The sequence below is a fragment of the Alistipes sp. genome (assembly GCF_020026455.1).
Taxonomy (GTDB): Bacteria; Bacteroidota; Bacteroidia; order Bacteroidales; family Rikenellaceae; genus Alistipes.
Genome location: NZ_JAHHQJ010000009.1, coordinates 87,910 through 101,316 on the forward strand (window position 1 = coordinate 87,910; position 13,407 = coordinate 101,316).

At 55.9% G+C, this 13,407-nt stretch carries 10 protein-coding genes; all 10 read right to left on the reverse strand.

Features of this window, described 5'->3' with window-relative positions:
* Positions 1 to 2: 2 nt before the first annotated feature.
* Positions 3 to 1,658 carry a hypothetical protein gene (locus QZ460_RS06805; protein ID WP_290540822.1) on the reverse strand — a complete coding sequence of 552 codons (1,656 nt, stop codon included), beginning with the start codon at positions 1,656 to 1,658 and terminating at the stop codon, positions 3 to 5.
* A gap of 2 nt (positions 1,659 to 1,660) precedes the next feature.
* Complete coding sequence (locus tag QZ460_RS06810; protein WP_290540823.1) at positions 1,661 to 2,218, reverse strand: DUF3575 domain-containing protein; 558 nt, start codon at positions 2,216 to 2,218, stop codon at positions 1,661 to 1,663.
* 12 nt (positions 2,219 to 2,230) lie between these two features.
* Positions 2,231 to 4,810, reverse strand: coding sequence for a DUF4906 domain-containing protein (locus QZ460_RS06815; RefSeq protein WP_290540824.1), 2,580 nt, complete (start codon positions 4,808 to 4,810; stop codon positions 2,231 to 2,233).
* 76 nt (positions 4,811 to 4,886) lie between these two features.
* The gene (locus QZ460_RS06820) at positions 4,887 to 5,918 is read right to left on the reverse strand and encodes a fimbrial protein (RefSeq protein WP_290540825.1); all 1,032 of its coding nucleotides are present in this window, start codon (positions 5,916 to 5,918) and stop codon (positions 4,887 to 4,889) included.
* A 36-nt stretch (positions 5,919 to 5,954) separates the two neighbouring features.
* Positions 5,955 to 6,431: a DUF1896 family protein gene (locus QZ460_RS06825; RefSeq protein WP_290540826.1), complete on the reverse strand. Its 477-nt coding sequence runs from the start codon at positions 6,429 to 6,431 to the stop codon at positions 5,955 to 5,957.
* 12 nt (positions 6,432 to 6,443) lie between these two features.
* Positions 6,444 to 7,730 (reverse strand): DUF3945 domain-containing protein, encoded by a 1,287-nt coding sequence (locus QZ460_RS06830; RefSeq protein WP_290540827.1) that lies wholly within the window; start codon positions 7,728 to 7,730, stop codon positions 6,444 to 6,446.
* 126 nt (positions 7,731 to 7,856) lie between these two features.
* Complete coding sequence (locus tag QZ460_RS06835; protein ID WP_290540828.1) at positions 7,857 to 9,068, reverse strand: TraM recognition domain-containing protein; 1,212 nt, start codon at positions 9,066 to 9,068, stop codon at positions 7,857 to 7,859.
* A gap of 4 nt (positions 9,069 to 9,072) precedes the next feature.
* Positions 9,073 to 10,725 carry a group II intron reverse transcriptase/maturase gene (gene ltrA / locus QZ460_RS06840; protein ID WP_290540829.1) on the reverse strand — a complete coding sequence of 551 codons (1,653 nt, stop codon included), beginning with the start codon at positions 10,723 to 10,725 and terminating at the stop codon, positions 9,073 to 9,075.
* A 636-nt stretch (positions 10,726 to 11,361) separates the two neighbouring features.
* A complete protein-coding gene (locus QZ460_RS06845) occupies positions 11,362 to 12,285 on the reverse strand; it encodes a YWFCY domain-containing protein (RefSeq protein WP_290540830.1) in 924 nt (307 codons plus the stop codon).
* A gap of 153 nt (positions 12,286 to 12,438) precedes the next feature.
* Positions 12,439 to 12,759, reverse strand: coding sequence for a hypothetical protein (locus QZ460_RS06850; protein WP_290540831.1), 321 nt, complete (start codon positions 12,757 to 12,759; stop codon positions 12,439 to 12,441).
* Between the last annotated feature and the right edge of the window lie 648 nt (positions 12,760 to 13,407).

Consider the following 13,407-nt stretch of genomic DNA (forward strand, 5'->3'; position numbering starts at 1 on the left):
GTTTAGTCTTTTAACAGTTCCGAAATTTCGGGATCCAGATTCCCCCGGTACTCCATGCGTTCTTCCCGACGGCAGGCTTCGAGGAAGTGTTCGCGCCCCTCGGCCTTACGCCCCAGCCGCGAGCAGGCAATGGCCCGCAGGTACTCCGTCTCGGCATCTGTCGGCATCGTCGAGAGCAGCTCCAGCGCCCGCTCGTTGTGGTCCATCGAGAGGTGCGCCACCACCGTATTGCGGTCGTTATAGTCGTTGAGAATATAGAGCGCCCGGGCATACTGACGTCTCTGCAGCAGCTCCACACCCCGGGCATAGGTCGTGTCGAGTTCCGTGGTATGGATCGTATCCTTGACCATCCCCTTGCGGCGGAGGTTGTAGCGGAAGTCCACGGTGCGGAGCTGCGGGTAGATCTCCTCCTTCAGGTAGGCATACTCCCGGGGAAAACGTTCGCGCAGCAGCCGCTCGCGCCGGTCCGGATTTCGCTCCGCGGAGAGGAGCTCCAGCATCGCCTCGCGGTTCGTCAGCCCAGGGTCCGTGCGGATGCGGTTCATTAGTTCGGGCCACGCCTCGGCGACCCACCGCACGGTCAGCAGCGTGTCGATATCCCAGCCGTAACGACGCACCAGGTAGCGTTTCAGCGCCTCGGCTCGTCCCCGCGAGAGGCGTTCGTTGAAGGCGTAGCGGCCCTCCGGTGAGGAGGAGGCCGTGAGGGTGATCGTATCGACGTAGAACTCCTCCTGCTCAATGATCCGGCGCATCAGGCGTGAGATCTTCTCCAGCTCACGACCGTTGTCGCCCAGCGTATCCACCACACGGGTGTCACCCACAAAGAAGCGGATGTAGTTGCGATCCTCCACCGTAACATACTTGTCGATCACACGGATGCTGTAGCGCGGCAGCGTATCGACAAAGGAGAGCATCGACGAGACAAGGTAGGCCAGCGTATCCGAGGGCGGCAGCCGGTAGGCGCTGTCGTCCACGGCCTGCACCTTCCCCGTGAGCGTGATGAGCATCTTCTTCGAGGTCTCGTCCGTCGGTACCTCCTGCGAATAGTAGCAAGTGATCGTGCTGCGGCTCTCGACCAGCGAATCGAGCCGGGCATCCTCCGGGTAGGGAAACTTCACGAAGCGCTGGAAGGCCGCCTCGCGGCCCAGCGTATCGGGCCGGAAGCGTCGGACATAGGTCTCGTACTGCCAATAGTCGCGCTCCTGCAACAGCGAGAAGCGCCCTCCGCGGATCACCAGATCCTCCAGCGGAACGGTCCCGTCGGGCTTGTGCAGCAGGGGCGTAATGACCACGCTGCGGCTGCTGCCCAGCAGCTGCTTCGGAAGCGTAACCACAAAGTCGAGGTGTACCCGTCCGTTGCGTTCGGGAACCGAGCGGATCTTCGCCACGACCGTCACCTGCTCGATCTGAAGCGACATGACCCGCTCGCCGTCGGGCAGCGTATCGACCGGAGCCAGGAAGAAGGTATTGCTGTCGCGCTGGAGCCGCACGACCTGCGGCCGGTAGTCCTGCTGTTGGGCCTGACGTTCCGCGCGCGTAAGTTGCGAGAGGTGCGCCGAGGCGCGTTGACGCTCCAGGCGTGTGGCCACCGAGCAGCCCGTCGCGGCGCATATTGCAGCGGCGAGCATGCCGCCCAGAATCATTCGTTGCTTTCTCATGGCTAAAACAGATAGGCAAACGACACCTCCAGGCGGGAAGGGGCCAAGGTCCAGCGTCGCGAGTGGTAGATATATTCGTCGTCCCAGTCCGAGACCGTAGGGTCACGTCGGGTATCCTTCGTATGGAAGAGCCCGAGGCCCCCCTCTACGGCCACGCTCCACCGTTTGGAGAGCATCCACGAATAGCCGCAGGAGAGGCCCGCGCCCCATGCCCGGCCGTCGTAGCGGCGCGTGCGGCGGCCGACAAGGTAATTGACATGCGAGAGTTGCGCACCCACAAAGGGGCCGACCTGCGTTTCGTAGAACCAGTAGCGGGCGCCAAGTTGCGCAGCACGAAACGAGGTGGCAAGATCCTCCGTGCGCACGGGATTCCAGAACAGCGCTCCCCCCAACGACCAGCGGTCCGTCAGGGCCACCTCGACGCCGAGGTTCAGCGTCGCCGTACAGGCTGCCAACGCATTGGCACGCACGGCGAAGATCTGTGCCGCAGCCTTGTGGGGTTCGCCCCACAAGGCCATGAGCAGCACCGTCAGAATCGGTATGATTTGTCGTCGTTTCATCGTCTTTGCATTTTATTCGCGGACACAACGGACGGGATGTGCTCCGTAACGGAAATAGGAGGTCGCATAGATGCTTTGATACGCTCCGGAGATGTTGATCGAAGAGCAACCAACCCCGAAATGGTTGAGTTTCGAGCCATTCCAGGTGTACGGCGACGCCGTATAGACACAGGCGTTCTCTCCGTTATTTTCGTAACGTGAGCCGTTCAGAAATCCGCCCAGCGGGTACTTGGCCGTCTGTGAGCCGTTGCAGTAGATCATGGCATAATATGGCACGGAGGCCGAAGCAACGCTAATATCCTTGAAATCCTCCAGATCGGGAACCCGCCAGCCCGGGGGACAGGGATCATAGATCGTCTTATCCGTAATCATAATGATCTCCGAACCGGAGGTTCGGTTGCCCCACAAATTCGAATTGGAATCATAAAGCCAGTCCGAAACCGATTCCCACGGCTCCCAATCTTCAAAAGTGGCGTCATACATATACCACGTCGGATGCTGAATCGACCACTTGATCGTCATCACGTCGTAGGGAACAGCATATTCCCGCGGATCACAGAGCTTATAGTCATATCCGGGAGCATAAATAACATCGGCACGACACGGCTCATCCCAGACGGCTTCACGAAGCAGCGAGGAGTAGACCATCGGGTCTTTGCGGCCCCACTGGTAGAACAACCCACGAGAGGCGGGTTGGGTATAGTCCGTCGTCTCGGCGCCGAGATTCCGATCCATGAATACCGCACCGGAGGCATAGGTCTGGACCGAGTTCTCCATATCGTAATCCACGGACCAGATATGCCACGACCAGATGCAATCGCCACGGCTGTCGAGCAGCCCAATGACAGCATTTCCGCGCTTGGATCCCGTGGTAAAGGTGATTCGTCCGTCGGCAAAAGAGACATCCGAGATGATTGCATTGCGTTCGGTTCCGGTTTCCCAGATCAGAATGGCGGAGGTCCCGTTCAGTCGCTGCGGACGGATGTTCGTCGTCGTTTTTCCGTTGCCCTGCACCGTAGCGTCGAACGAGTAGGTCGTATTGAGCTTGCGGGCGATATAACAGTTTGCCGTGCCGTCTTCATCCAGCGGGATGGCTTCGGCCTTAAAGCGGGCGTAGAGTTCCGTGCGGGCCTGCTGCGGACGGAACGCATAGGTCGCCGAGGTGGAGAGGCATTGCGTATAGCCGCCGTCCGAGTACCATCCCTCGAACTGATACCCCGCACCGGCGCATGCCGTCAGGTTGCAGCCCTGCTCGTAGCACAGCGCCACGCTCCGAAGACTACTGCCCGAGCCGGTCTCTCCGCTCCATAAGGCGCCCGAGGCCGAGATCGTGCCGCCGGCCGAGGGTTTGGCATAGACAACGTTGGCCATCCGATGTTCGAAGTCGTAGGTCCCGCAGACCCCATAGGGATCCCGCAGCGTGATGCGGTAGGCGAAGCGGGAGTTCGTTGAGGTGTAAACCGTCGGGCTGTACTGCACACCGAAGAGATTGGTGCTGTTTGGATTATACACCTTGAAATCCGGGCCCGATTCGCCGTGGAAGTCGTCGAAAAACACCTTCGAGCTCTCGCCCGACACAACGGCAAACGTCCCGTTCAGCGGCAGCTCCCCGTCGTTGTTCTCCACATCGATATGCAGCAGGGGCGTCCCCTCGTAGATGCAGTAGTCGCCAAAGCGGTAGTCATCGAAGTCATCCCACACCTGAATCGAGTAGGAATAGACGCGCGTGTCGATCTCATCGTCGCCCAGAATCGAGATGCGGAAGGTGTAGTGGACATTGGCCCGGACGTTGAAATCCGAGGTGTTGTTGCCGCCCAGGTAGACCGTATAGAGGAGGTTCCGGCTGCCGTTCGTGGCGCGGATCAACAGGTACGAGGCGTGTTCCGGGGCATTCTTGGGGCTCTTCTGCCGCTGGTCCGTGATCAAGGGAACGGTGCCTTGCAGATTCGGAAGCAGGTAGCAGGTACCCGAGACCGTAGTTCCCGTGAGCATCGTCTCGGGGCTGTCCGTATAATCGGCCGGATCGGACGACGGAGCCGCCTCCGGGTCGAAGAGCGCCGCCGTGCGCGGGAGTGAGATCAGCTGCACGGAGCGAAGCACGATATTGGAGTCCTTGACGTCGATCTCGTAGGAGACTTTGGCTACGCACCGCCGTACCTCAATGGTCGAGAGGCTTGCCCCGGCAGCCGTAACGTCAAACTCCTCCTCGGCAGCCATCGGAAGACGCTCGTAACTTTCGGGGTCCGAGATTCGGAGTTCCTCTTCCGAGGGGTTCTCCCCAAGGTCGCGGCCGAGGTTGGCGGCGATGCGCATCCGATAATGTCCGGGGACGACCTCGAAGCGAAGGGGCGTCGCCTGCTGGTAGCGATGCAGGAGCAGTTCGCCTTTGTCGTCATAGAGGTAGAAGTTCAGATCGTCGATCGCATCCTCGGCCGTCGAGCGGGTCTGCTCCTGCATCCCGTCGGGACGGATGGCAATCTCGACCGCCACACCGCGAGGCGCCACGGCCTCCTCCGTCAGGCTCTCCCGGCATCCGGTCAACGTCACAAGGAGGACCGACAGCAGGTGCGCCAATTGCTGGATTCGTTTCATAACAGTTTGTTTTGAAAGGTTAGAAAAAGGGTCCCGTCCGACCCCTCGGGGCAAGGCGGGACCCGCAACACATGGATTAGGCGCCCAGATCAACCGACTGAGTGACGGGAGTCTCCCAATCGGCAACCGTCACCGACACCTGGCAATCCTGGCCCACAAGGCCCGTGATATTGGCCGCGACACGGTAGTAGCCGTTGCGGAAGATCCGACCCGCAGCCTTACCCGTCAGCTCAACCGAATAGGTCACCTCCGAACGGTCGTCACTCGTCGAGCTGCTGCCGTCACCATCGTAGGTCGTGTTGATCTCCAGCAGCACGCGGCTTCCGGTATCGAGTGTTCCTGTCTCGTAGAGGTAGAAGAGGTTGTTGTACTTCGACGAAGCCGTTCCCGGGGTCTGGGTATGGGTGTAGGTCATGGCTCCCGTCGAGGGCTCGCCGGCCACGACAAGCGACTGCGAAGCGGCGCGAGAGAGCTTCACCGAGTTGATCGTGATCGAGCCGGGATACTTCTCCGAAAACTCCGGGGCGATCGTGGTCTGCAGGGCGACCTTCGCCACCGTGCGCTTCAGAGAGATGCCTATCTGCGTCGAGGTGTTCACCGCACCGACGGTCTTAGTCGTCGAGCCCGACATCACGAAGCCGCCCGAGCGCAGCGCCTTGGTCGAGACATCCGCGAAGGTGCCGTTGTAGGCTCCGGCCGACTGCTCCACGAGAGCCATAAGTGCCGACTTGGTCTTGACCGGCGAGGCGTCGTAGTTCGCAACGGCATAGAACGAGCATTCAGTGCCGGCCGCGGACTTCGGAAGCGAGAAGATCGCCGATTTCGAGGCGAGTTCCGAAGCGGTGAAATCACGTCGCAGGAGCAGCTCGCCCGAGGTGTTGAACGTAAAGACCGAGAGCGACGAGAGGCTCTTCTCCCACGCCTCGGCCGTAGCCGTGGCATCGAAGAAGGCACGGCTCTGCGCATCATCGCCCGCAGAGAGGGTGATCGTTACCGACGCGCCATCGGGGCGTGCCTCCGGGGCGGAATTCATCATCTCGGGTTCCTTGTTGCAAGAGGCAAACAGCGCAACGGCGAGAGCCACCATCGCAAAAAATCGGTTTTTCATAGTTGTAATGATTTGAAAAGGTGATTGAAAGATGGGTTATTTGAAGTGTTGCGCGAGGGATGCCGAGCTTTCGGGACTCTGGTAGCCCGGCACTCCGTTTTCGTCGATCCACCGGCGGATGGCCCGTCGAAGCCGCTCCTTGAGAAGCCGGAACTCGGGACGCTGGGCAAAGTCATCCCCCAGCGGTGTGCGCTCGAAGATCGGCGAACAGATCCGGGTCAGCTTCAGCGCCACCGCCTGACGCTGGTTTGGGGGAATGGCCGGGTAGTCGGTCTCGAGGATCAGATGGACCGTATCGTAGGGCGAGAAGAGCAGCCCCCGGAATAGAATCCGATCGGCAACACGGATCGCCTGGTCGACCGGAACACCGGCTTCAAGGCTTTGGCTGTAGCCCTCGAATGCCAACCGGCTGCGCCGTTCGATCATCCGTCGGTAACGGGGCTGCGAAGGGTGCCGCTCCTCAAGAAACTGCCGGAGGCGCTCGCTGAACCACGTTTGATCGGGTCGTTCCATCGTCGTGCGGCATTAGCGTTTCCGGCCCCGGCTCGGCGCCTCGGACGCAGGTTCCTGTTTTTGGGGTTGTTTCTGCTCTTGCTGTTTCGTTTGGGAGGCCTGCTGCTCCTGGCGGCGCAGGTTCGTGAAGTCGTAGTCCACGCCGTTGGTCCGGGAGTTGAGCCGGATGATGCACGAGAGCGGCTTACCGTTGCGTCCGAGAATCGGGCGGGCCTTCTCCTTCGAACAGTCGAGCCCTCCGGGGCTTTTCACGGCGGCAAGCTGCCGTTCGTCAAGTTGCTTGGCAAGCGACTCGGGGATGTAGGGTTTGCTGTAACGGTAGTCCGTCATCCGGTATTCGCGTGTCAAAGCATCGAAGCCGACCTTTCCCGAATAGGTGATGTCGCCGTTACGCATCGTGCACCCCTCGACCTGCACACGGCTTCCCGAAGCGAGGTTCTCCTGCTGGGCTTCGGTCAGACGCACACCGTTGAAGAAGCGCAAGTCCGGGACTTCGCGTCGGGGAACCGTTACGAAGCGGTTGGTCGCCGGGTTCAGCGTCACGTAGCACCACTCCTTTTCACCCGTATGCGGGTTGGGCATCTCGTAGAGGCGATCCGGGGTCTTTCCCGACAGCATCTGCTCCTTGTCACTGGCCGTGAACATCAGCCGAAACTCCTCGCGTTCGAACTCCGGGCGGGCCAGGGCGCTTTCGAGCCCGACCTGCACGTCGCCGTTCTGATCCCGGAAAGGATGCAGGGCAAACTCTCCGGCTACGGAAAGGTCGCCGACCTTCAGACTGATGTTGTGGAGCTCCGTCGTGGGAAGACCCAGCTTCATCGCCTCCAGTTCCTTCGGCGTAACGACGGCGCCCATCTCCTTCAGCTCCTGCAGGTGCAGGTCCCGCGTGTCGAACTTGACCCGTTCGAGCTGGTACGAGGTAACGCGGTGGTCGTTCAAGGCCTTCAGCCCCTCGGGGTCCTTCGGGTTGTCGGCCAGCCGCAGCAGCGACTGCGCCACCTCGCTGGCCTTGTCCGCCGCAACCTTCAGGAAATGGAACGGCTTGGCATTCTCCTGCGAGAGGAAGCCCTTGATGAAGGCGCCCACGGCCGAGCTGTTCCGCAAGTCGAAAAAGGCAGGTTTGTTGGCCGTGAGCGGCGAGGTGGTGATGGCCTTGTACTGCCGTCCCTCCTGCTTGAGCTCCGAGACGGCTTCCACGGCACCGTTCTGCTCGTTGTAGAGCAGCAGCGTCTCCTTGTAGGAGGGATCGGCCTGCTCCGGGGCCTGGTTGATCGGTTGATTCAGATTCTCTTCGGGCATAATGCAACTGTTTTAAGTGAAACAAAAGATTGATGCCGCGAATATAAAGAGCTGAATGTCCGTCGCTTCCAATCGTCCTGCACAGGCCGCACATGGCCGTCAGAGGTGGGTTTTCCGCACGGCGGTTTACTTCTTTTTCTTCGGCAGGAGTCCCGCAAGGTCGGGGTCGCTCTCGATGCGACGGATCTCCCGATCGACAATTTGGACCACCTCCTCCTTGATGCGGTAATAGTTCTCGCGGATGATCTCCTCCATGCGGTCCGTACCCTCCTCGTCGAGAAACGAGGAGATCTGCGGGATGGGAACGAAGCGCCGCTCCTCGGCTTGGATTGCCGCGCCGTCCTGCTCGATGCGGGCATGGAAAATTTTCTGCGGCAGGGGCTGGTCGACGTTGTCGGCCACCGAACCGACGAACATCCCTTGAGTCAGGTTCGAGATCTTCGACGGCGGGATCAGTGCGTCGAGCTGCGTGTTTGTCGAATGGGTGATATTCTCGTTCGAGACGGACTGCGACTCACGCAGCTGGACGATCTTGCCGAAGCGGTCGGAGAGCGTGCGGGCCGTGTCGCCCACCACCTGCCCCGAGAAGATGTTACCCACGGTGTTAAAGATCACCTTCGCCTCCTTGTCACCATAGTCGCGCTCCAACTGCGAGAAGTCCTGAAAGCCCAGGCAGACGGCCACACGGTTCGAACGGGCCGTGGCAATGAGGTTATCCAACCCCCGGAAGTAGATCGTCGGAAGCTCGTCGATTATGATCGAGGATTTCAGCCGCCCCTTCTTGTTGATAAGCCGCACGATGCGTGAATTGTAAAGTCCCAGGGCTGCCGAGTAGATGTTCTGTCGGTCGGGGTTGTTTCCCACGCAGAGAATCTTGGGTGAGACCGGGTTGTTGATGTCCAGCGAGAAGTCGTTGCCCGTCATCACCCAGTAGAGCTGCGGCGAGATCATCCGTGAGAGAGGAATCTTTGCCGAGGCGATCTGCCCCTGCAACTGGTCCTGCGCATTGCCACGCCAGGCGTCCATGAAGGGCGAGAGGTAATTTTCGAGTTCGGGATAGGAGGTCAGCACCGGGAAGATCTTCTCATAGGGCTGGTTCAGAAACTCCACGGCGTGCGGGAAGGTGCAGCAGCGGCCTCCGTCGTAGATCTTCAGGTACCAGATGATCGCTGCCAGCAGGATGATCGGCGAATCGACGAAGAAGTCGCCCTGCTTCTGGATATCGGGTAAGTCAGAGGCATTGCTGCCTCTTCCTCCCCTAAGAACCGTACGTGAGAGTTTCCCCTCATACGGCTCAAGCAACTCAATATTCCTATTTGTTATTAGAAATCGGCTCATACTTTCAACATTTTCGTTTATTTTGCTTGTAGCAGTTGTTGTGGACAAGTTGTCGTACAATCGAACCGTTAACATGTATTTTGTTGACGTTCCATGCTTTTGTACAATCTATAACTTTTCCACATAACGGACATGTCCGATTCTGCTTGTTCCATAAATATAAGAGAGACTTACGTCCTTTGAGAGATTCCAGCATTTGTTGTTCCTTTCGCTGAGAGAAATAATCATCATATTCAGGGTCGAAAGGATTTGCTTCACCCTTGATTTGTTTGTACGGAGTATAATGTATATCCGACAACCTTTTAAGAGTCAAGTAATTTACTTTCTTGTTCTTTGATTCATATTTCCATGCAAATGTCCATTTACGCCCCCGAATTTCGTGCCAATACTTGTCTGCCACCCAGGTTATGCGTTTCTTCGGATGACGGCGTAAAGCCCATTGCTTCGTGAGGTTATAAATGTGGTAGTCGCAATCATGAAAAGCAGCGGTTGATGCACCATATCGGTAGTAATTTCCCCAGCCTGTAATTACAGGATTGAGCATTCGTATCAGCGATTCCTGCTTACACGTTTTATGTCCTTTAACGATGTCACTGATTTTAGCTCTAAAGCGTTTCTGTGCCTCTTTTGACGGTGACGTGTATAGCCTTTTGCCAAACTTCCTTATATTGAAACCTAAGAAATCAAAACCGTTGTATATGTTTGTAATGGTAGTTTTCTCTTCAGATAAAGTAAGACCTCTTTCTTTGAGAAATTCTATTACTATAGGTTTGACCTCGTTTTCCAAAAGCTCCTTATCCCGACCAGTGATTATAAAATCGTCCGCATATCTGATAAGATTCACTTTATAGTGGAATGTCTTATAGTTGATGAAACGTCTTTTGAATCTTTCAGCCAAGAGTGGTTGAAGTCCGTCAAGTGCCATATTTGCAAGTGTCGGTGATATGATACCTCCTTGTGGTGTACCTTCTTCTGTCGGGAACAGTTTGCCATTGAATACAGCTCCACATTTCAGCCATTTTCTGAGTATCGTCTTATCCATAGGAATGTGATTAAGAAGCCAGTCGTGGCTGATGTGGTCGAAGCAGCCTTTAATATCTCCCTCCAAAATCCATTCGGGGGAATGTTGGCGGTTTAGAACCGTGTCAATCTGACGGATAGCGTCCATTGTCCTGCGTTTCTTGCGGAAACCATATGAAAAGCGGTCGCCTGTCGTTTCGGCTATCGGTTCTAAAGCCATTAGGTATAATGCTTGCATCGCTCTGTCTTTCATTGTCGGTATTCCCAACGGTCGAAGTTTGCCGTTCTTTTTCTTGATATGAACCCTACGGAGCGGTTGAGGTTTATAACCACGGCGTTTGAGTTCATCAATTGCTTTGTACTTGCGCTTGGGAGAATCCCAAAGCTGTTTATCTACTCCAGACGTATTCTTCCCTTTGTTGGAAGTAACCCTCTTTACCGCCAATGCCTTGGCGTAAAAAGAGTGAGTAAGCATCCATTGTAAGGCTTTTACCTTATTATGTCTGCCTTCTTTCTGAGCCTTTACAATACGCGCTTGTAGCTTTCGGACATAGGTTTCACACTTGGACCAGTCCATACCGTCCCAAGTCTGATTCCTGTTGTCAGCAGGCGCACACGATGTTTTAGTTTCGTTCATTTGCTTTCCTCCTTTTGAAAGTTCTATAAGTTATCTTGTAAAGAGTTACCATATACGGAAGTCTGCCCACTTTCGTGTCGGATGATGTCACCAACAGCAACCCGTGATGTCGATTCAATCCGTATCCACCCCATTACAGGATGGCGTTCGCTTTTTCCGTTATCTCATACCTGCACCCCATTCGGCTTGCCTTGCGGTTTGCTTACTCGCTTTCTTACGAGAGAGATACAGGCTTGCCCTGTTCCACGTAATTGACAAACGGATAGTTTAGGTTCTGCCAAGTCCGCCGGCAGTTCTGTGTCCGTGTAACCCTAACATGGGCAAGGGTTATCCGACTGCTTACCTTTTGGTGAGAGCTAAAGTATCTTGCGCTCCTTCAAACCTTACGACGGCTAAAGTCAGTTCACTTACGTTAACCATGCTATCCAGCCTCGCCACTTGGCAGTATGATACTAACCACCCTTGACTTTCCCTCACGGTTCAGTCTTGTCCTTTCGGAAAGTGTACTTTGTCCTATAAGCTTGGCACAACCCATCACTGGAGATGCACCTTATAGTAGGCTACCGCTGACGGAACAGCGGGTTAAATCTTACAATATACATTGTTGTCTAACAATCAATTACGTGACTTTCCAGGTCACACCCACGTCTTGTTCAGGTTCAGCATGATGGTATAGGCCGACTCGTAGGCGTCCGAGATGTCGGTCATAAACTCCGGGGCGATGGGATTGCAACGGTTCGAGCGGCGGGGGTCGTCGAAGTTGATGACGCAAAAGCGCGGCCGCGTCGGGTAGGCATCCAGATGACGCAGCAGGTGGTTGTAGGCCAGCAGCGACAGGTCGTCGAACTTGAAGTCGTAGATATACATCGCGAAGCCCTTCTCGATCTGCTGGCGGATGTAGCTGTTCACCACGGCGTAGGACTTGCCCGATCCGGGAGTTCCCAGCACCATCGTCGCCCGGAAGGGGTTGATGACGTTAATCATCCCCGACCGCCACTCGCCCCGGTAGTAGTAGCGGGTCGGAAGGTTGACCGAGTATTCGTTTTCGAGCAGACGCGCCTCCTGTTCGAAGCTCTCGTTGTCCTCGTTGAAGGGATCACGGACAAGGGTCGTATGCAGCAGGCGGCGAACCCACACCCCGGCGGTCAGCAGCGCAAGGTAGCCGCCCAGCAGAGTCAGCACATAGCTCCAAAAGCGAACCTCCAGCCCCACGGGAAGGCTTCGCAGCCGATCGTTGCCGAAGAGCAGGAAGAAACCGGCCAGAGCCAGGAGGAGAATCTGCCGCTTCGAGGGTTTCCCGTCCCGTACGCTACGTGTGCCGTAGCACCCCAGCACCAAAAAGAAAAGGGAGCAGAGTTTTGTAATAGAAGACCAGGCGAAGATCCCGGTCGACTGTTGAAGGTTCCAGAAGATTCGGTCCACGACGGGAGTGGTCAACGCATGGAGCGCAAACCAGTCGTAACAGAACCAGTAACTGTTCAGCCCCAGAAACACGATTCCAAGGGCCCGGGCAAACTGGACAATCTTCTCCAATGCCCGCAAATCATCCTCCTGCTGCATGCTTGTCGGTTTAAGGACGGCAAGATAGCGGAGGAATGAGGCCGTCTGTTCCAGCCGACCTTCCGAGGCCGAGAATGGCCGGTAGTGTGGTGCTCACTACCCCGCTCCTGCAAAAATCCCGAACGGATCAACGGCCATTCGGGATGAATAGGTTTACTTCTGGCTTAACTCGATTAACGTACCCCGCAGCGTATCGAGGAAGTGGGTCAGGCGGTTCTTGCGGTTCAGGACGGCCCAGCGGCAGTTGTCCGGATTCTTGAAACTCGTATTGCAGAGCGTCTCAAACTCGCGCGTAATCTGCATGAAGGTGGCCGGAGAGTCATCCTGCTGGCAGAAGAACCCCACGGCCGACAAGGCGGCAATTACCTCCATCAGGTCGGAATTGGTGAATCGCTTCGAGATTTTCAGCGGCGAATGAGGACGTGAAGTATGCACATTCCGGATCCCCGGATATTTGAGCTGCAGACAGATCATTTGTTTCTCAAATTTGATCAGCGAGAGTGAGGAGCGAATAAATTGATAGCTGAGAGACTCCGAATCCTTATGTTGTGACTGAAGTCGAAAAAGAATTTCACTCGTCCTCGCCAATGCTTGCAGAGCCTCCAGTTTGGAACAGGAGTCCAGTTTGGATACGGTCTGAACACGATTGATAAAACGGGTATAAGCCAAACTAAGACGTTGATTATCTATGTTATTCGGATTCTCATTCGTTGTATGGAGAAGTTTAATGAATTCGCTACGGCTGAATCTTTTTGCCATATTATTCATAGCATATTCTTTTTGGATTAAATGAAAGGGAAGGCCTGATCACAGACCCACCCATCACCCGTTCTTTGATTCGAATAAAAAACTGTAGATGCTACGGATCACGACATGTTGGAAAAAATTCCAACAACTATGTTATTACGATGCATTACACATTTCATGTAATCCTATTAAAATGCTATGAGTAAATGCATGTGATTCTATCTTGCAGGGCAATAAAAGGATAATCCTTGTAAAGGAGATTACCCCGTTCTGAGGATTTATTAGAGTTACTCATATTACTTAGGATTGCTTTTTATATGATAATAGTCCGTTAAAAATTCAACATATTGGCTAAGCGGCTTCTGCCACTATGCC